Raw genomic sequence first — 19552 nt, 5'->3', positions numbered from 1 at the left:
CAGGGGCGCGCCGAGCGCCCGCTCGATCATCCGCACCTCCGCGCCGTCCTCGGGTGTCACCAGGGTGAAGGCGTCGCCGGTGCGGGTGGCCCGGCCGGTGCGGCCGATCCGGTGGATGTAGGCGTCCGCCGTGTCGGGGATGTCGTAGTTGATCACGTGGGAGATCCGCTCGACATCGAGGCCACGGGCGGCGATGTCAGTCGCCACCAGGATGCGGAATCGCCCGTCGCGGAAGCCATCGAGCGCGAGCTGGCGCTGATTCTGCGACTTGTTGCTGTGCAGGACGGCGGAGGTGTGACCCTCGCGGGCGATCTGCTGGAGCAGCCGGTTGGCCCGATGCTTGGTGCGGGTGAAGATCAGCACCGACCCGGTGTCGGCCTTGTGCAGCAGGTCGAGCAGCAGGGCCGTCTTGCGGTGGGGCGCCACCGGGTAGATCGCGTGGGTGATCGTGTGGGCCGGGCGGACGATGCCGATCTGCACGAGCTTCGCGCCGGGGGCCGTGGAGGCGGCCAGGCTCTTTAGCTCATCGGGCAGGGTCGCCGAGAAGAGCATTGTCTGGCGGCGGGTGGGCAGCGCCTCGAGGATGCGCTTGATGGCCGGCAGGAAGCCCATGTCGAGCATGCGGTCGGCCTCGTCGAGGACGAGGGTCTCCACACGGTCGAGGCGGGCGGTGCCGCGGCCCATATGGTCGAGCAGGCGGCCGGGGCATGCGACGACAATATCGACCCCGGCGCGCAGGGCGCGCTCCTGGGGGATCATGCCGACGCCGCCGTAGATCGGGGCGCTGCTCAGGCCGGTGCCCTTGCCGAGCACAATGATTGACTCGTTAATCTGCTCGGCCAGCTCGCGGGTGGGCGTGACGATCAGGGCGCGGGTGCCGCCCTTGCGGCCCTGGAGCAGGCGGTTCAGGATCGGCAGGACGAAGGCGGCCGTCTTGCCGGTGCCGGTCTGGGCGAGGCCGATCAGGTTGCCGCCGGTGAGGGCGATGGGGATAGCCTGGGCCTGGATGGGTGTCGGCTGGGCGAAGCCCTGGGCGCTAACATTTGCCATCAGGGTCGGGTGAAGCTCAAAATCCGAGAAATTCAACGGGGCTCCTTGTGGGGCGGCCGGGGGAGACGTGGGGGTGTCTATAGCGGCCGGCTGGGTGCGCCGGCAGGGGTCGTCGGCGCGGGTAAAGAATACAGTGGCGAAGACACGCCGCGAGGCGCGGGGGAGGCGGGTGTCGGCATTGCGCCGGTCTCCCGCGCCCCCGCGCCTCTGCGGAGCGTGTTACGCCGTCGGTTTAGTAGCGGTCGCGGCCGCCACCGCCACGGTTGCCGCCACGGTCGCCGCCGAAGCCGCCACGACCGCCGCCGCCGCCGCCGCCGAAGCCGCCGCGGCCGCCGCGGCCCTTGTCCTCGGCCTCGTTAACGCGCAGCGGGCGGCCATCAACCTCCTGGCCGTCGGTGGCGCGGATCACGACCGTCACGTCGTCAACGTCGATCTCGACGAAGCCGAAGCCGCGCGAGCGGCCCGTATCGCGGTCATTGATCACGCGGGCGCTCTGCACGTCGCCGTGGGGGGCGAAGATCCGCTCGAGCTCGGCGTCGCCGACGCTCCAGGGGAGGTTACCAACAAACAGCTTGACCAGCATCTACAGTTCTCCTCTGCGCGCTGCGCAGACGATTGTGGTGGCGACATACAGCTGCCGCCATCCTGCGAACAATACCATCCCGTTCAGCCGGCACCCGGGGGTGAGTCGGGTGTCTCGCTCCGGCGATCCACAACGTACATCCTTCGAGCGAAGAGGTTCTGTCGAGCGACCAGGGGACTAACGGGAGTCTCTGATGCGGGTCTCGCAGTGTTACGTTGAGCAAACATAGCTATCATAGCATACTTCAACGAACATGCAAGCTTCTATTCAGATAAGAGCATGCGGAGGATAATAACGATCTTATTTCTGATCTCTCTGGGTGTGATGGCGCCCCATTGGCCACCGCTATGCGGATTCAGGGTATGATATTTGCAGTCGTCGGCCCCTAAGCCCTGCGCGCTAGCGCACGGAGGAATATGCAGCAGCTGCGCGTCCGCGTCACTGCCCGCCCCGTCTTCGCCGCCGCCGCGCCCTGGATCTTCGTGCTGCTCTGGAGCACCGGGTTCATCGGCGCCCGCTTCGGCCTACCCTATATCGAGCCGTTCACCTTCCTGCTCATCCGCTTCCTGATCGCCGCGGGCCTGCTGGCCGCGATCTCGCTGGCCCTGCGGGCACCCTGGCCGCGGCCCGCGCAGCTCGGCCACATCGCCGTGGTCGGCCTGCTGCTACACGCCGGCTACCTGGGCGGGGTCTTCTTCGCGATCGACCACGGCATGTCGGCGGGGGTCTCCTCGCTGATCGTCAGCCTGCAGCCCATCCTCACCGCCGTGATCGCCCAGCTGGCCCTGCGCGAGCCGGTGGCCGGCCGCCAGTGGATCGGGCTCGTCCTCGGCTTCGCCGGCGCCGGCATGGTGCTCGCCGAGAAGATGCTCGCCCCCGGCGCGGCCGGCACTGGCATCACCGGGGCGACCCTGGCCGCCGCCCTGATCGCCCTGCTCAGCACGACGTCCGGCACGCTCTACCAGAAGCGCTATGGCGGCGGGATGCCGCTCACCACCGGTACGTGCATACAGTACCTGGCTGCCGCCGTCGTGATGCTGGCCGGCTCCTTCGTCTTCGAGCAGCGCGCGATCACCTGGGCTCCCCAGCTCTTCTTCGCTATGGGCTGGCTGGTGTTTGTGCTCTCGCTCGGCGCTATCCTGCTGCTGATGACGCTCATCCGGGTTAGCTCTGCCGCCCGCGTCAGCAGCCTGTTCTACCTGGTCCCGCCCGCCACGGCCTTTGAGGCCTACCTGATCTTTGGCGAGCGATTCGGCCCGCTGGCCCTCGGCGGCCTGGCCCTGGCCTCGCTGGGCGTGGCCCTAGTCGTGGCGCCGACGACGCACTGAGGGGATGTGTCGGCTGCCCGCGTAAGGGCGCAGCAGCCCCCGCGCATCCCCGGTCGGTGAGGTATCCGTGGCTGCTGCGCCCCTTCTGGAGGTATCTGTATCATGAATGAGGAATCCCTGCGCGCCCTGCTCGACGATGTCCGCCAGGGGCAGGCGAGCACCGACGATGCGCTTGAGCGGCTGCGCCGCCTGCCCTTCGAGGACATGGGCTTCGCCCACCTGGACTCGCACCGCGCCCTGCGCTCGGGCTTCCCCGAGGTCGTGCTCTGCTCCGGCAAGCGCACCGAGCATGTGGTGGCGATCATGGCCCGCCTGGCCGAGGGGCCGGGGCCGATCCTGGCCACCCGCGCGGCCCCCGAGGTCTTCGATGCGGTGCGCGCGGCCCTGCCAGCGGCGCGCTACCACGACCTGGCGCGCGCCATCGTCTACGAGCCGACGCCGCTGCCGCGCCGCCCCGGCCGCATCCTGGTCATCTCCGCCGGCACCGCCGACCTGCCCGTCGCCGAGGAGGCCGCCGTCACCGCCGAGGTGATGGGCAACACAGTCGAGCGGCTCTACGATGTGGGCGTGGCCGGCCTGCACCGCCTGCTCGGCCACATCGACCAGGTCATGTCGGCCGATGTGCTGATCGTCGCCGCCGGCATGGAGGGCGCCCTGCCCAGCGTAGTCGGCGGACTGGTGCGCCGCCCGGTGATCGCCGTGCCCACCAGCGTCGGCTACGGGGCCAGCTTCGGCGGGCTGGCCGCACTGCTCGGCATGCTCAACAGCTGCGCCGCCGGCGTGACCGTGGTCAACATCGATAATGGCTTCGGCGCAGGATTCGCCGCCAGCCTGATCAACACGCGCCCTGCGGCGGGCGCGTGAGCGCGCCGGCAACTGCTTGGGCATAAACTCCCTGGGACTGCGCCCCAGATCCCACTTTTGTTCGTGTTTGGCGGCGAAGCCGCCAAACACGAACAAAAAAATGTAGGGGCGGCGAAGCCGCCCCTACACCCCACCGAGGAGACCCCCTATGACTATCGATAGCGAGCTGGAGCGAGCATACGACCGCCTGCGGGCGGTGCTTGAGGAGATGGGCAGCGTGGTGATCGGCATGTCCGGCGGCGTGGACAGCGTGCTGCTGGCCAAGGTCGCCCACGACGTGCTCGGCGAGCGCGCCCTGGCCGTCACCGCCGACTCGCCCTCGCTGCCCCGGCGCGAGCTGCGCGAGGCCGAGGAGCTGGCCCGCCTGGCCGGCATCCGCCACCTGGTGGTGCCCACCGCAGAGGTGGCCGACCCGCGCTACGCGGCCAACCCGACCAACCGCTGCTACTTCTGTAAGAGCACGCTCTTCGCCCGCCTGGACACGCTGGCCGCCGAGCGCGGGATCGCATGGGTGGCCTACGGCGAGAACCAGGACGACATGGGCGACCACCGGCCCGGCGCGGTTGCCGCCGGCGAGCACAACGTGCGCGCGCCGCTCAAGGAGGCCGGCCTGGGCAAGGCGGCCATCCGCGCCCTGGCCCGCAGCCTCGGCCTGCCCGTCTGGGACAAGCCGGCCTTCGCCTGCCTCGGCTCGCGCTTCCCCTACGGCATGACGATCACGCCCGAGAAGCTGGCCCAGGTCGAGGCCGCCGAGGAGGTGCTCTGGCAGCTGGGGTTCCGCCAGTACCGCGTGCGCTACCACGACGACCTGGCCCGCATCGAGGTGGCGGCCGAGGATATGCCGCAGCTGATCGCCCACGCCGCCGAGGTGGCGTCGCGCCTGCGCGCCGAGGCTGGCTTCCGCCACGTCACCCTCGACCTGGCCGGCTACCGGCGCGGCAGCATGAACGAGGGGCGCGTCGAGGCGATCTCCCTCGTCGAGCGCTGAGCGAGCGCGATACGCCTACCGCGATGAGCGGGTGCTGGTGACTGATCGGGATGACCGCGAGGAGCCGGAAAAAGTAAGCTGCCACCACTCCCGATGCACCAGGCGGCGAACTTCCTCGGCGCGCAGCTGCTCGCTTGATGCCACGGACTGGGCGATAACCGGCTCGGGCCTGGCGGCATCACCGCTCGTGTCGGTTACGCCGAATGCTACCCAACCGGCGGCGGTGGCGGTCACGGCGGCAGTGGCGAGTGCAGTGTTGACTGTCGTGACGAGGCGGCGTCGGTTCGGGTTCCGGCGAGCCATTGGGCGCTCCTCGCTGTAGGTTTCGGTTTGCGTCGTCATAGAAAGAAGGATCAGGCGGCCATACGCCTGGCCGGGCGATTGCTCACCTGCACCCGGTAGTAGGTCAGCGCCACCAGGCTGATGCCGCTGGCCGCGTAGGCCCACTGCGCCCAGATCGCCCCGCTGTCGCTGCCGCTCCACACCCCGTGGGCCAGGGCGAGCCCGAAGAGGCCGAAGCTCAGGTAGTGGATCACCCGCCAGGCCCGCCCGCCGATCCAGCGCCGCACGTAGAAGGTGAAGGTGACTGGGATCATCAGGTAGAAGGCCAGTTGGCCCAGGCCGACCTCAAGGGGCCGGTACGCCGTGCTGGCGAAGGGCACCAGCACCTGCGTCAGGCTGTAGCCGATGTAGTGGTCGCCCAGCAGGCTCAGGGCGTGGATGGCCGCGAAGGCCAGGCCAAGCAGGCTGGCGTACTCGTGCAGGTCGGAGACGGTGGGGCCGCCGGGCCAGGCCCGCGCCATGCGGTTGGTGATCGCCAGGCCCAGGGCCATCGACCACCAGATCAGGCCGTAGGAGACGAAGGCGCTGGCCCGCGTGAGGTACCAGAAGCTCTTCTCGCCGAGCAGGCTGGTCGCCATGCGCGCCCCCACGTCGGGGAAGAGCGCCGCCAGCACCAGGGCGACGCCAAGCATCAGCACGAGGGCCAGCAGCGACATCAGCACCGGCAGGGCCACGCCCGCGGCGGCGGTGAGGTCGTCGTCGGCGGCGGGCGGCCGCGCGATGGCGGCGGGGCGAGTCTGCGGTGTGGGTGTGGGTCGCTCGACATCGCGTGGGGACAGGCTTGCCATAGTTCGCTCTCTTGATCCTGGCTATGATCGACAATCGCTCACTGCTCGGCTGGGAGAGGCGCGGAGAGGGCTTGTCCCTCTCCGCAAAAACCTTGTGACCTCTCCGATGTGCTCGGGCGAAGGGCTATCGCGACGAGCGCGAGCGGGTGATCGGCTGGCGGGGCTGCGGGATGCTCTGCGAGAACGAGCTGCTGGGCGCGGTCTGCTGCTGCTGGCTCTGGCCGAAGCTGCCCGACGAGGGGGCGCTGTTGCCGAGGGCGGGCTGCTGCTGGCTCTGGCTGAAGCGGTTATCGTCGTCGCCGCCGAAGCTGAAGCTCTCATGCCCATCGCGGTGATGGCGGGAGCTGAAGAGCTGCTGCTCGGAGGGGATCGGCTGCGCGACGGCCGGCTGGGGCTGGGCGGCGGCGGCGGCACTGCTGGCGTCGGCCATGCCGAAGGCGGCCCATCCGGCGGCGGTGGCCGTCACCGCGGCGGTGGCCAGCGCGGTGTTGAAGGTGGTCACGATGATGCGGCGGTGCGGGTTAGAGCGGGCCATATGGGGTCTCCTCAGTGGGTTCAGGTGCTTGGCGCTGCCGCACACGGCGGCGTGCGCGATATACGTATCATAGCCGACAGATTTTAAGAAACTCTATAGATGATCTAAGCGCTGGATGAGACCTCTTGCCTCTTGACAGCTGGTTGGTTTATGCTATGCTTATTTTGCAAGTTCACTGAACTATATAATTATGCCAAGGCGAGACGGCATGGACCATCTGCTCGAGAAGGCCACCCGCCAGCACACCAAGGACCACAACAGCCGGCTCGTGCTGCGCACGATCTACGAGTACGGCGAGATCAGCCGGGCCGCGCTCGCGCGCCTGACCCAGCTGACCCGCACGACGGTCTCGGATGTGGTGGGCGATCTGATCGCGCGCGGGCTGGTGGAGGAGGTGGGCCACGGGGCCACCGGGGTCGGCCGCACGCCGATGCTGCTCAGCGTGGTGGACGACTCCCGGCTGGTGGTCGCGGTGAGCGTGACGAACGACGAGATTCACGGCGCCCTGGTGAACCTGCGCGGTGGCCTGCGCCAGCAGGCCCGCATGACCCTGACCGACCACGGGGGCGCGGCGGTGCTGGCCATGATCTACGCCATGATCGACGCCCTCGCCCGCGCCGCCGAGCAGCCCCTGCTGGGGATCGGCATCACCACGCCCGGCCTGATCGACCCGGCCACCGGCACGGTGCTGCGGGCGATCAATGTCGGCTGGGAGGACCTGCCCCTGGGCGCGCTGCTCCAGGAGCGCTACGGCCTGCCGGCCTCCATCGCAAACGATAGCCAGACCCTGGCCCTGGCCCGCTATATGTTCGGCGAGCCGGTGGACACGCCGAACCTGGTGCTGATCAAGGTTGGACAGGGCATCGGCGCCGGGATCGTGCTCGGCGGCCACCTCTTCGCCGGCGATGGCTACGGGGCCGGCGAGATCGGCCACATGGTCGTCGTGGACGATGGCCCCCCCTGCAAGTGCGGCAACCGCGGCTGCCTGGAGACGGTCGCCAGCAGCGCGGTGATCCTACGGCAGGCCCGCGCGCTCGCCGCAGACCCGGCCTCGCCGCTGCACGGCATCGCGGCCCTAACAATCGATGATGTTGCCCGCGCCGCCCGCGACGGCGACGCCGGGGTGCGGGCGATCGTCGAGGCGGCCGGCCGGTACCTGGCGATCGCGGTGGCCAACATTGTCAGCGTGCTGAACGTGCGCCAGATCGTGATCAGCGGCCGGGTGGCCCCCCTGGGCGACCTGCTGGGCGCGGCGGTGCGCGATGAGCTCGGGCGGCGCACCTTGCCGGCACTGGCGAAGGGCACCCTGGTGGAGGTTGTGGCCATGGGGCCGGACGCGCCCCTGGTGGGCGCCGCCGCGCCCCTGCTCACCTACGATCTGGGCCTGGCCCGGCTCCAGCGGCGGGCCGACATCGACGACGCATAGATCTTGACGCGGAGGCGTCGCCTCCGCCACAACCCACCGGCTGGTGGAGCTGATGAGGCAATGATGCTCAGACTCTACGCGGAACGCTACCCCGCAACCTGCTCGACTCGGTTGTACCCTTCTGTCTGTCCCACTCGCTTTTGTCGAGGAATGGGGTTGCCAGCACTTCGTGCGCGCCGAGCTGCGGGCGTGGCTGCGCGCCACTACGGCTCGGCCGAGCTGCAGACCTTGGCCACCCTTGCCCGGGCCGAGGCCGGGCTGAACACGATCATCGAGCGGCTGCCAGGCTTCGCCGGCCGCTACCAGATCGCGCCCGGCAGCACGCACCTGCCCTGGGGGCGCAGCTTTGCGGTTGACGTTGCGCTCAGTGGGCTCCAGAAAGGGGGTGGTTGAGCCGCGCCAAACCGGCCATACGGCCACACGACCTGGCCCCTGTCCACGAGTCTCCGTGATCAGATCTAGCTAAAGAAAGGGTGCTCTCATGGCGATCTCTCGACGCGAATTCCTCAAGGCGACCGTCGCGGGCGGCGGCACTGCCTTCGCCGGCCTCGTCCTCGCCGCCTGTGGCGCACAGACTCCCGCCGCGGCGCCCACCGCGGTGCCCGCCGCCGCGGCGCCCACCGCGGCGCCCGCCGCCGCCTCTGCAGGCGCGAACCCGCTCAACGTCGCCGCCGGCGAGGTCGACGGCGTCTTCTTCGCCGGTGGCTTCGGCGACGACTATATCAAGTACACCGGCACGCTGGTTGAGAAGGCCCACCCGGACGTCACCGTCAAGATCCAGAGCGTCCAGAAGGTGACCGAGTCGCTCCAGCCGCGCTTCATCGCCGGCACCCCGCCGGATGTGATCGATAACTCCGGCGCTAACCTCATCCCCATGAGCGACCTGGTGACCGAGGAGCAGCTGCTCGACCTGGCCCCGCTCCTGTCCGCCCCATCCTGGGACACCCCCGGCAAGACCTTCGGCGAGACGCTGTTCCCCGGCTCGCAGACCAGCGCGATCTTCGGCGGCAAGCAGTACGGCATCAACATCGCCTACACCATCTCGGGCATCTGGTACTCCAAGCCGGGCTTCGCGGCCTCTGGCTACACCTACCCCAAGACCTGGGATGAGATGCTGGTGCTGTGCGAGCAGATCAAGAAGGACGGCAAGGCCTCGCCCTGGACCTACCAGGGCAAGTACCCCTACTACATCTGGGGCATCGTCTGGAACATGCTGGTCTACTACGCCGGCGGCGACGATGTGATCAAGAAGCTCGACAACCTTGAGCCGAACGCCTGGAGTGACCCGGCCATCCTGCGGGCCACCGAGGACTTGTACCAGCTCTGGGACAAGGGCTACATCCTGCCCGGCACCGCCGGCCTGACCCACACCGAGTCGCAGACCGAGTGGCTGAAGGGCAGCGCCACCTTCATCCCCTGCGGCAACTGGCTTGAGAACGAGATGAAGACCGTCACCCCCGCCGGGTTCGACATGACCGTCGCCAACATCCCCGGCTACGCCGACGGCAAGGGCGACCAGAACGCCGTGAACGCCAATGGTGGCGAGACCTACGTCGTGCCATCGAAGGCCAAGAACACGGCCGGCGGCATGGAGTACCTGCGCGCGCTGCTCTCCAAGGACTCGGCCAAGTACTTCGCCGAGAATGTGCGCGCGATCATGCCGGTGGTCGGCGGTACCGATGGCGCAACGCTGTCCGAGGGCATGAAGGCCGGCGTGGCCCTGGCCACCGCCTCGAATGGCGTGGCGATCAACATGAACTTCACCAACTGGTACAGCCAGCTCAACAAGGAGATCGAGCAGCGCACCGGCGAGCTGATGACCGGCACGATCAAGCCGGCCGAGTTCATCACCGCCATGCAGAAGGCCGCCGACACCGTCGCGGCCGACCCGGACATCACAAAGTTCACCCGCTAGTGCGCCGTCGGCGCAGGGGTTAGGAGTTAGGAGTCAGGGGCACGGATGCCCCATGCGCATCACGTTTAGGGCTGCCGCCCTAAAAACCGATGTTGTTTGTTGCCAGCAACAACACTGCGCACGGTGAGGGTGTGGGAGAGCGAAGCTCTCCCACGAAAAAACTGATGGTGCTGCGGCGCGGCTACGCCGCGCCGCAGCACCATCAGTGCAGCATGTGCCTGCTGGGCACAAGCAACAAGAAATTTCGGTGAGCCGGAGGCTTAACGTGTTGCGCATGGGGCACGGATGCCCCACAACGTATGATTCACAGGTACGCACCTTGGAGAAACGCTTATGGACCGTGGAAAGAACAGGCTGATCGTCTCATTCCTGGCTCTCCCCGTCGGGCTCTACACGCTCTTTGTGCTCATCCCCTACTTCTCGGCCCTGATTTTCGCCTTCACCCGCTGGAGCGGCCTGTCGCAGAACATTCGCTTTAATGGCGCGAACAACTTCATCAAGCTCTACCGCGACGAGAAGTTCTGGAGCGCGCTGTCGCACAACGGGATCGCGCTGCTCATCCTGCCGCCGGTGATCATCGGCCTCGCCCTGTTCTTCGCCTTCCTCTTCACCCAGGGCAAAGGGGTCGCCTTCTCTCGCTTCTTCCGGGTCGCCTTCTTCTTCCCGCAGGTGATGTCGGTGGTGGTGGTGGCGGTGCTCTGGAGCTTCATCTACCACCCGACGATCGGGCTGCTGAACGCGCTGCTGGGCGCGGTCGGGCTGACCCAGTTCGCCAGCTTCCCCTGGCTCGGTGATCGCGGCACCGTCTTCGGCTCGGTGCTGGCCATGGTGGTCTGGCAGTCGGTCGGCTTCTACATGGTGCTGTTCGTCGCCGGCATGCAGAGCATCCCGGTCGACTACTACGAGGCGGCCAAGATCGACGGCGCGGACTCGTGGACGATGTTCTGGAATGTGACCGTGCCGCTGCTCTGGGACACCATCCGCACCGCGATCATCTTCCTGGCGATCGCCGCGATGGATCTGTTCGCCCAGGTGACGGTGATGACCAACGGCACCGGCGGGCCGAGCCGGGCCGCCGATGTGGTGCCGACCTACCTCTACTCAACCGCGTTCAGCGACGGCCAGTTTGGCTATGCCACGGCCATGGGGCTGGTGCTGCTGATCCTGGTGCTGGCCCTGTCGATCATCAGCCTGCGCTTCACCGCCCGCGAGGCGCTTGAATACTGAGAAGGAGCGAACTATGGCCAGCGTGACCACCAGCCAGAAGGCGGCCGAGTCGAGCGACAATGCCCTCTCGATCGGGAGCATTGTGCTTAAGGCGTTCATCTATCTTATTCTTGGCGTCTGGGCGCTGATCGTTGTCTTCCCCATGCTCTGGGCGCTCATGACCTCGTTCAAGACCGACCAGGAGATCTTCTTCAGCCCCTGGTCGCTGCCCACCACGCTCGTGTTCGATAACTTTGTGCGCGCCTGGACCACCGCGCGCCTCGGCGAGTACTTCGTCAACACGCTGATCATCGTGATCCCGTCGCTCTTCCTGACCCTGCTGCTCTCGTCGATGGCGGCCTATGTGCTGGCCCGCTTTGAGTTCCGCGGGCGCAACCTGCTCACCTATCTGTTCCTGGTCGGCATGATCTTCCCGCTCTTCCTGGCCCTCGTGCCGCTCTACTTTGTCACCCAGAAGCTGGGCCTGCTCGACACCTACCACGGGCTGATCCTGGTCTATGTGTCCTTCTCGCTGTCGTTCACGATCTTCTTCCTGATCAACTTCTTCCGCACGCTGCCGAAGGAGCTGGGCGAGGCGGCGACGATCGACGGCGCGAGCCAGTACGATATTTTCTTCCGGATCTACCTGCCGCTGGCGAAGCCCGGCCTGATCACCATGGGCATCTTTAACTTCCTCGGCCAGTGGAACCAGTACATCCTGCCGAATATGCTGATGATCACCAACGAGGATAAGAACACGCACTATGTGCTGTCGCAGGGCCTCTACTACCTCCAGGCGAAGCAGTTCTACGGCAGCGACTGGAGCGGCCTGTTCGCGGCAGTGGTGATCGTGATGATCCCGACCCTGGTGGTCTACCTGATCTTCAACGACCAGATCGAGCAGGGCATGACCGCCGGCGCGGTGAAGGGCTAGCCTGCTGAGGGGGGTGCTGTGAACCTTGAAGACGCCGCCGGCGAGCGGCTGCTGCTCTGGTTTGAGGGGGCCGATGCGCCGGCCGATCTGCTGGATCTGCTGCGCGCCAGGTCGGTCGGCGGCGTGACTCTCTTCCGCCACCTGAACGGCGGGCCGCCGGCCCAGGTGCGCGCCCTGACCGACGCGCTCCAGGCGGCGGCGCGGGCCGGCGGCCGGCCGCCCCTGCTGATCTGCGCCGACCAGGAGGGCGGCCAGCTCCAGGCGATCGGCGGCACCACGGCCTTCCCCGGCAACATGGCCCTGGGCGCCGCCGGCGATGCGGATCTGGCCCGGCGGGTGGGCGCGGCCATCGGCGTCGAGCTGGCCGCCGTGGGGGTGAATGTGGACTACGCCCCGGCCTGCGATGTGAATGTGGAGCCGCGCAACCCGGTGATCGGCGTGCGCTCCTTCGGCGAGGCCCCGGCCCTGGTGGCCCGCCTGGCCGCCGCGATGGTCGCGGGCCTCCAGGGCGCGGGCGTGGCCGCCGTGGCCAAGCACTTCCCCGGCCACGGCGACACCGCCCAGGACTCACACGACGTCCTCTCGGCGCTGCCCCACACCCGCGACCGCCTGGACGCCGTGGATCTGCCGCCCTTCGTGGCCGCCATCGCCGCTGGGGTGCGCCTGGTGATGAGCGCGCACCTGGCCCTGCCGGCGATCACCGGCCGCGCCGACCTACCGGCCACCCTCGCGCCCGAGGTGCTGCGCGGCCTGCTGCGCGACCAGCTGGGCTTCGCCGGGGTGACGGTCAGCGACGCCATGAATATGTCCGGCCTGGGCAACACCGACGACTTCGGCCCGCTGGCCGTGCGCGCCGCCGCCGCCGGGCTCGACCTGCTGCTGCTGGCGGAGCCCAACGACCACCGGGTCGCCCACGCGGCCCTGCTCGCCGCCGCCGCCGACGGGCGCCTGCCCGCCGATGATCTGATCGCCTCAGCCGGGCGGGTGCGGGCGCTGAAGGGCTGGCTGGCCGGGCAGGCGCAGCCCGCGCTGGACGTGATCGGCTGCGCGGCCCACCGCGCCCTGGCCGCCGAGGCCTCGGCGCGGGCGATCACCCTGGTGCGCGACGAGGCCGGCCGCCTACCGCTGCGCCTGCCCGCCGAGGCCCGCGTGGCCGTGGTGGTGCCGCAGACCGCCGACCTCACCCCGGCCGACACCTCCAGCTACGAGCGCTGCGAGCTGGCCCGCGCCGTGCGCCGCCACCACCCCGCCGCCGAGGAGCTTGTGATGCCCGCCGACCCGTCGCCCGCCGAGGTGGACGCGCTCTGCGCGCGGCTGGCCGGCTGCGACCTGGCGATCGTCGGGACGATCAACGCCGGCGCGCAGGCGGGCCAGGCCGCACTGGTGCGCGCGCTGCTGGCGGGCGGCACGCCCGTGATCGCGGCGGCCCTGCGCCTGCCCTACGACCTGGCGGCCTACCCCGCCGCCCCGACCTACCTCTGCGCCTACAGCATCCTGCCGCCGGCGATGGACGCCCTGGCCGACGCGATCTGGGGCCGCGCCCCGATCACCGGCCGCCTGCCGGCGCGCATCCCCGGCCTCTACCCGCTCGGCCACGGGGTATCTCTGTAAGGGCGCAGCAGCAGCCATGCCATCGCTCTGTATGATCTCCTGACAGCTGCTGCGCCCTTACGTTATGGAGCACGACACATGAGCCTACGCAGTGAGATCCACCAGCAGCCGGAGACGCTGCGCGCCCTGCTCGACGCCGGCTGGGCCGACGTCGAGCGGGCCGCAGCGGCCATCCGCGCCCGCGAGATCGACTATATCTACCTGGCGGCGCGCGGCACCTCCGAGCACGCCGGCATCTACGGCCAGTACGTGCTCGGCGCCTTCAACGGGCTGCCGGTGGCCCTGGCCGCCCCCTCGCTCTTCGGCGTCTACCACCGGCCGCCGCGCCTGGGCCGCGCCCTCGTCGTCGGCGTCTCGCAGTCCGGCCAGTCGCCCGACATCGTCGGCGTGCTCGATGAGGCCAACCGCCAGGGCGCCCTGACGCTGTCCATCACCAACGACCCCGGCTCGCCCCTGGCCCAGGCCGCCGCGATCAGCCTGGACATCCGGGCCGGCTCCGAGCGCGCCGTGGCCGCCACCAAGACCTACAGCGCCCAGTTGCTCACCTTCGCCATGCTCTCGGTGGCCCTCGCCGGCGACGCGGATCGCCGGGCCGATCTGGGGCGTCTGCCCGCCGCCGTGGCCGCCGCCCTCCAGATCGAGGATGACGTGGCCCGCGCCGCCGCCGGCCTGCGCGAGATGGGCCACTGCGTCGTCCTCGGCCGCGGCTACCACTTCGCCACCGCCCTGGAGTGGTCGCTCAAGCTGAAGGAGCTGACCTACGTCGTGGCCGAGCGCTACTCGACGGCCGAGTTCCAGCACGGCCCGATCGCCCTGGTCGAGCCGGGATTCCCGGTGCTGGCCGTGGCCCCGCGCGACGCGGGCGCCGACGACACGCGCGCCCTGCTGGCCCGCCTGTCGGGCGAGCGCGGCGCCACCGTGCTCGCCCTCTCCGACGACGAGGCGACACTGGCGGCCGCCACGGTCGGCCTGCGCCTGCCGGGCGGCCTGCCGGCCTGGCTCGCGCCGATCATCAGCATCGCCCCGGCGCAGCTCTTCTGCTATCACCTGGCCCTGGCCCGCGGCTTCGACCCCGACGCGCCGCGCGGCCTGAGCAAGGTGACGCGGACACAGTAGAGCGATTGCAGATTGCAGATTGCAGACTGCAGATTGCGGCTGCCTACATTGGTCGGCAATTGGCAACCTTGCCTGGGGAGGATTATGCTTTTCAACCGAATCGCCGAGATCGCCGCCGGCTACGATCACGTCTACCTCTCGCCCCACCTGGATGACGCGGCGCTCTGCTGCGGCGGCATGATCGCTGGCCAGCGCGTGGCGGGCCGGCGCGTGCTGGTGGTGAATATCTGCACCGGCGCGCCCCGCCCCGACGTCACCTTTAGCGAGCTGGCCCGCGCCTTCCACCGCGAGTGGGGCCTCGATCCGGGCGAGGTTCTCGCCGCCCGCCTGCACGAGGATGCGGCGGCGCTGGAGATCCTCGGCGTCGACAGCCTGCACGTGGGCGTGCTCGACGCGATCTACCGCCACCCGTCGGCCTACGACCGGCGCGAGACCCTGTTCGGCCTGCCGGACGAGGGCGACCCGCTGCTGCCGGCGCTGCGCGAGCTGATCTCTCAGCTGTACGAGCGGCTGCACTCGGCGATCTTCTACGCGCCGCTCGGCGTCGGCGGCCACGTCGATCACCAGATCACCTGCCGGGCCGCCCTGGAGCGCATCGGCCCCGGCCTGGCCCTCTACGAGGACTTCCCCTACGTGACCAGGGAGGGCGAGCTGGAGCGGCGCATCGACGCCCTCGGGCTCCCCCTGCGCCCGCAGGCGATCCCCATCGTGGCGACGCTGCCCCAGAAGATCGCCGCCGTCTCCGCCTACGTCAGCCAGATGGCCGAGCTGGCCCACAGCCAGCTTGGGCGCACGGTTGATGAGGCTGCCGCCATCGAGGTCATGGCCGAGGCGGTGACGCGCTACGCGTGGCGCGTGGGCGGCGAGCGGGTATGGCTGCGCTAGGCGCGCGCCCCATGCGCATCACGTTGCACGGGTGAGGGTGTGGGAGAGCGGAGCTCTCCCACACCCTCACTGCGCGCAGTGTTGTTGCTGGCAACAGTTTTGGCCAACATGGCCAGCGAAGCTGGCCATGTTGGCCAAAATAACATGGGTTTTTAGGGCGGCAGCCCTAAACGTGATGCGCTCGGGTCAGACCTCGCCGTAGAGCTCCAGCAGCTCGCGCCACTCGCCGGTCAGCTCCTCGCGGCGGGCGGCGTAGTAGAAGTGCTGCTCGCCCTGCTCATCAACGAAGATCAGATCGACCTGGGAGCGCATCGGGCGCATGTAGCCGATATTGCCCCACCAGCGCGCCTTCTCCTCATCGAGCGGCAGATCCTGCTGGTACATGCGCGCGGCGTACTCACGCACCGTGCCCGGCTCGATGTCCTGGAGGCGCCAGGGCACCCCGCTCACATCGCCGGTGCGCAGGTTGCGGAAGACATACTGCCACTCGCCATCCTCGCCCTGGGTGGCGCTCACCACCTCGATCCCGGTGCGCGGCCGGTTGACCCGGATCAGGTTCAGCCACGCCTCCGTCAGCTTCTCCAGGGCCACACCGCGATAGTCCTGCTGGCCGGGGCCGTCCTTATCCTTCATCACCAGGTCGAAGAGCGGGGTGCCCTGCTCATCGCGGTAGGCGCCGGCCAGGCCGCCGCGACCGCGCCAGCGGATGCGCCGGTCGCCCCAGGTTGTCGTCGTCGGCTCGGCGGCGGGCGGCTCGGGCTGCTCCTCGGGGCCGGGCGGCAGCCCCTGCTCATCGTGCTCAAAGTCCTGGGTCTCTTGCTCGACGGGCTCCCCGCTGCGCTCGCCCAGCAGCGACTCCCAGGCCTCGCTCAGCCCCCAGTCGCTCACGCCGAAGAAGATATGGTTGATCACCCCGTTAGCGTCGCGATGCACCAGGTCGTACTTCGTGCGGCTGCCCTGGCGGTAGGCCCGCCAGAGGCCCAGGCGGCCCTTCCACTTCACCTGGCTCTGCACGTCCACCCGGCCGTCGCGCAGATCCTCGTAGCGGCTGATCGCGTAGGCCCACAGGCCCTGGGCGCGGTCGCGCGTCACCCCGGCGGTGGTGCGCAGGTCGCGCACCTCATAGAGCCAGACCCCGCCGCGCTTCTGGCCGCTGACGATCTCGACCCCGGAGCGGGGCAGATCGAGGTCCTGGCCGTTGTCGAGGGGCGAGGAGGCTCCCTCGGCGAGGGCGCGCCGGCAGAGCTGGATGATCTCGCCGCGGTCGGCGATGGCCGTCTCGCCATTGCGGCGCACATAGATCGTGCCATTGCTGCCCACGTACGGCGGGGGCTCGCTCGACTTCACCTCGACGCGCATGACATCCTGGCCCTCGTAGCTCATCAGCTCGAAGGAGAGGTAGGGCTGGGGCGTGATCTGCTCGGCCACCCCTTTGCGCAGCGCCTCGCTCACCTGGTCGGGGCGGGCCACGCCCGTCACGCGGCCGCCCGGCTCACAGCCGATCACCAGCACGCCGCCGCCGGCGTTGGCTAGGGCGGCCACATCGCACCAGAGCGCGGTGGCGGCCTGGAGGTCCTCGCCCATCGGGCGCAGCACCTGGCGCTCGCTGGAGCCGCCGAAGCGCACGGCGTCTACCGCCCACTGCTTCTGGTCGCGCTTGGGCACCCGCACCCGGTCGAAGTCCTGGCTGGCGAAGAGCGCCCGCAGCGACTCGAAGCTGTTGTCGGGCATAAGCAGCTCGACATAACGGTCGCCGATGCCGTGGCGGTGCAGCACCTGGCCATCGGCGGCGGGCAGGCGGCGCAGGCGATGGGCGTCGCTGCCCTGGATGCAGAACATGCGCCGCTCGTAGTGCTCGACCTTGCCGTTATAGAAGCCGGGCGAGGTGAACTTCTCGTGGTCGGTGTAGAAGTTGATGAACTCGAGGGCGTGCAGGTGTGCGCTCTGGGTCGCGGCGATGCGCGACTGGCCGCTGGTGCCCATGCGCAGAGTCTCGGTGATCACGCCGTTGGGGCCGTTCACATGTGGCGCGATCACCAGCCCGCCGGCGCGGGCGATCTGCTCGTAGGCCTCGGTGACGTGGCGGGTGTTGGCGACGCCGCAGACCCCGTCCTTCAGCTGGTCGGCGGAGACGCCGAGCTGGAGCAGGGTGGCCTCGATCAGGCTCAGCGGGCGGTTGGGCGCGAAGAGGCCCAGGATGTGGGCACCAAAATGTGAGGTGAACTCGAACCCGGGCAGGACGTTGATCTTCGCCAGGAGCCGGCGGTACTCGTCGAGCCGCACCTGCTCCTCTTCGGTGAGCCGGCCGCCCATCTCAAGCGTCTTGAGGAACTCAATCTCACGCTGGAATGTGTCGTAGCCGTGGACGGTGTTGTGGTCGGTGAAGGCGATGATCTCTAGCTCGCGGCGCTCAGCCTCCTGGAGAATATCAAGGTAGCTAACATCTGGCTCAGCGTAATCCTCAGATGCCGGGGTATGGAGGTGCAGGTCGGCCCGAATCCAGCGCATCCCTGTGCGCGCCTCGGCGGGTGTGCTCATGTTTTTTAAACTCCACAATCATGATACTGTTTGCTCTCTACGCGCTCTCGCTTTTTCGGCTTTGTCTCTGGCGGCATCGGGGAGGGGCCGCGCCGCCGCACAAGCTCCTTTCTACGCAGATGGGTGCCAGAGGTCTCAATCCAACAACTTCCTGTTTCTGCGCCGGCGCGTGTGATTGCAGCACAAACGCACCGCCTCTATCATACCCGATCCATCCTGAAACGACAATAAATATTTTTGATCCTGGCGATATATGAGCGCACAAATAGTTGTGTGACAGAACTAGAATTACGGTAAAATTTTTGCTATAATGTAAAAAAATCGACTTCTGTGTCATATATGCCCAGGATTAGGTCTGCGGCGTCTCCCGATGAGGAGGGTCTTATGGCAACCACCGATGCGCCTCCGTCGCCTCGCGTACGCACGATTGCCAGCGAGATGGAGACATTCTTGAGCGATATTCAGGCTGAGCACAGCCTGAGCGGCAATACGATCACGTCCTATCGCTGCGACCTGCGCACGGTCGCGGCGGTGGTGGATAAGCCCCTTGAGGCGATCAGCACCGGCGATATCCAGGGCTTCCTCGACAGCCGCAATGAGCAGCCGGGCACGAAGAACCGGCGCATCGCCAGCCTCGGGCGGCTCTTCCGCTGGGCGGTGGCCCGCAGCTACTGCCTGCATAACCCGGTCGCGCAGATCAGCGCGCGCTACCACGCCGAGCATCGGCCCCAGCCGATCGCCAGCGAGGCGGAGCGCCGCATGCTCGACGCGGCGATCGCAGCCAGCCCGCAGCCCTACCGCCTGATCTTCACCCTGCTGCGCGAGATCGGCGTGCGCACCGACGAGGTGCTGAACCTGAACGTCGGTGATGTGGTGATGGAGCCCGGCCGCGAGATGCTGCTCGTGCAGGACAGCAAGAACGGTAGCAAGCGCGTGGTCGCGCTCACCCCCGACGCGATGCCGCGCAGCCTGCGCGGCCTGCGCGGCTGGATACGCGACCTCGGCCCTGATGTGTCGGCCGACGCCCCGCTTTTCTGCTCCTCGCGGGGCAACCGCGCATCCTACGACACGCTCCATCGGCGCTGGGTGCAGGTCTGCAAGGCCGCCAACCTGATCGATGTGATCGATGGCAGGGAGCAGCCCCGCTACACCCTGCACCACCTGCGCCACACCGCCGCCGCCGCGCTGATCGCCTTCTACCCCGAGCAGGTCGTGCGCCGCATCCTCGGCCACCGCGACCCGCGATCCACCCGGCGCTACGCCGAGATTATGCGCAGCACCTCGCGCCGCGGGTAGGGGCGTCCTCATACCTGGCTTTTTGTTGGGGTTGGGCGACGAAGCCGCCCAACCCCAACAAAAACATACTGCGGGGCGGCGAAGCAGCCCCACGCCCTCGTGGGGGTGCCCCTCCCATGTGCATGAGGTTAACCGAAATCGGATTGG

The 19552-nt window shown here is 68.5% G+C and carries 17 protein-coding genes; 12 read left to right on the top strand and 5 right to left on the bottom strand.

Going from position 1 to position 19552, the window contains the following annotated elements; genetic code table 11:
- Together K2Z83_RS10130 and K2Z83_RS10125 are read right to left on the bottom strand one after the other, a co-directional pair.
- Window positions 1–1086: DEAD/DEAH box helicase (locus K2Z83_RS10130; RefSeq protein ID WP_220595060.1), on the bottom strand; the 1086-nt coding region annotated here is incomplete at its 3' end.
- Window positions 1087–1282: 196 nt separating this feature from the next.
- Window positions 1283–1633 (bottom strand): RNA-binding protein, encoded by a 351-nt coding sequence (locus K2Z83_RS10125; RefSeq protein ID WP_220595059.1) that lies wholly within the window; start codon window positions 1631–1633, stop codon window positions 1283–1285.
- A 416-nt stretch (window positions 1634–2049) separates the two neighbouring features.
- Between K2Z83_RS10125 and K2Z83_RS10120 the strand changes: the two genes are divergently transcribed.
- From K2Z83_RS10120 to larE, 3 genes are all read left to right on the top strand, one after another.
- Window positions 2050–2961 (top strand): DMT family transporter, encoded by a 912-nt coding sequence (locus K2Z83_RS10120; RefSeq protein WP_220595058.1) that lies wholly within the window; start codon window positions 2050–2052, stop codon window positions 2959–2961.
- Window positions 2962–3063: 102 nt separating this feature from the next.
- A complete protein-coding gene (gene larB, locus K2Z83_RS10115; RefSeq protein WP_220595057.1) occupies window positions 3064–3825 on the top strand; it encodes a nickel pincer cofactor biosynthesis protein LarB in 762 nt (253 codons plus the stop codon).
- Between the two features lie 148 nt (window positions 3826–3973).
- A complete protein-coding gene (larE, locus tag K2Z83_RS10110) occupies window positions 3974–4813 on the top strand; it encodes an ATP-dependent sacrificial sulfur transferase LarE (protein ID WP_220595056.1) in 840 nt (279 codons plus the stop codon).
- A 353-nt stretch (window positions 4814–5166) separates the two neighbouring features.
- Here the strand turns inward: larE and K2Z83_RS10105 are convergent, their stop codons facing one another.
- Both K2Z83_RS10105 and K2Z83_RS10100 read right to left on the bottom strand, forming a co-directional pair.
- On the bottom strand, window positions 5167–5943 hold the full coding sequence (locus K2Z83_RS10105) for a hypothetical protein (protein ID WP_255603703.1): 777 nt from the start codon (window positions 5941–5943) through the stop codon (window positions 5167–5169).
- Between the two features lie 124 nt (window positions 5944–6067).
- Window positions 6068–6478, bottom strand: coding sequence for a hypothetical protein (locus K2Z83_RS10100; RefSeq protein ID WP_220595055.1), 411 nt, complete (start codon window positions 6476–6478; stop codon window positions 6068–6070).
- Window positions 6479–6686: 208 nt separating this feature from the next.
- On the opposite strand from K2Z83_RS10100, the gene K2Z83_RS10095 reads away from it, so the two are divergent.
- The 8 genes from K2Z83_RS10095 (at window position 6687) to K2Z83_RS10060 (ending at window position 15571) form a co-directional block, all read left to right on the top strand.
- Window positions 6687–7904 (top strand): ROK family transcriptional regulator, encoded by a 1218-nt coding sequence (locus tag K2Z83_RS10095; RefSeq protein ID WP_220595054.1) that lies wholly within the window; start codon window positions 6687–6689, stop codon window positions 7902–7904.
- Between the two features lie 156 nt (window positions 7905–8060).
- The gene (locus K2Z83_RS10090; protein WP_220595053.1) at window positions 8061–8297 is read left to right on the top strand and encodes a hypothetical protein; all 237 of its coding nucleotides are present in this window, start codon (window positions 8061–8063) and stop codon (window positions 8295–8297) included.
- A gap of 88 nt (window positions 8298–8385) precedes the next feature.
- Window positions 8386–9819: an N-acetylglucosamine/diacetylchitobiose ABC transporter substrate-binding protein gene (gene ngcE / locus K2Z83_RS10085; RefSeq protein WP_220595052.1), complete on the top strand. Its 1434-nt coding sequence runs from the start codon at window positions 8386–8388 to the stop codon at window positions 9817–9819.
- Between the two features lie 333 nt (window positions 9820–10152).
- Entirely contained in the window at window positions 10153–11046 is an 894-nt protein-coding gene (locus K2Z83_RS10080) for a carbohydrate ABC transporter permease (protein ID WP_220595051.1), read from the top strand.
- A 13-nt stretch (window positions 11047–11059) separates the two neighbouring features.
- Window positions 11060–11959: a carbohydrate ABC transporter permease gene (locus tag K2Z83_RS10075; RefSeq protein ID WP_220595050.1), complete on the top strand. Its 900-nt coding sequence runs from the start codon at window positions 11060–11062 to the stop codon at window positions 11957–11959.
- Window positions 11960–11977: 18 nt separating this feature from the next.
- Entirely contained in the window at window positions 11978–13570 is a 1593-nt protein-coding gene (locus K2Z83_RS10070; protein ID WP_220595049.1) for a glycoside hydrolase family 3 N-terminal domain-containing protein, read from the top strand.
- A gap of 78 nt (window positions 13571–13648) precedes the next feature.
- Window positions 13649–14686, top strand: coding sequence for an SIS domain-containing protein (locus K2Z83_RS10065; RefSeq protein ID WP_220595048.1), 1038 nt, complete (start codon window positions 13649–13651; stop codon window positions 14684–14686).
- A gap of 84 nt (window positions 14687–14770) precedes the next feature.
- Window positions 14771–15571, top strand: coding sequence for a PIG-L deacetylase family protein (locus tag K2Z83_RS10060; protein WP_220595047.1), 801 nt, complete (start codon window positions 14771–14773; stop codon window positions 15569–15571).
- A gap of 186 nt (window positions 15572–15757) precedes the next feature.
- Here the strand turns inward: K2Z83_RS10060 and K2Z83_RS10055 are convergent, their stop codons facing one another.
- Window positions 15758–18109: an RNA-binding domain-containing protein gene (locus K2Z83_RS10055; protein WP_220595046.1), complete on the bottom strand. Its 2352-nt coding sequence runs from the start codon at window positions 18107–18109 to the stop codon at window positions 15758–15760.
- A 450-nt stretch (window positions 18110–18559) separates the two neighbouring features.
- On the opposite strand from K2Z83_RS10055, the gene K2Z83_RS10050 reads away from it, so the two are divergent.
- Window positions 18560–19405, top strand: a complete 846-nt coding sequence (locus K2Z83_RS10050) for a tyrosine-type recombinase/integrase (protein WP_255603695.1) — start codon at window positions 18560–18562, stop codon at window positions 19403–19405.
- Window positions 19406–19552: the final 147 nt, after the last annotated feature.

The sequence above is a fragment of the Oscillochloris sp. ZM17-4 genome (assembly GCF_019599295.1).
In the GTDB taxonomy this organism is placed as follows: Bacteria; Chloroflexota; Chloroflexia; order Chloroflexales; family Chloroflexaceae; genus Oscillochloris.
Note: the sequence above shows the minus strand (reverse complement) of the source record. Positions and strands in the feature narration are given on the sequence as shown.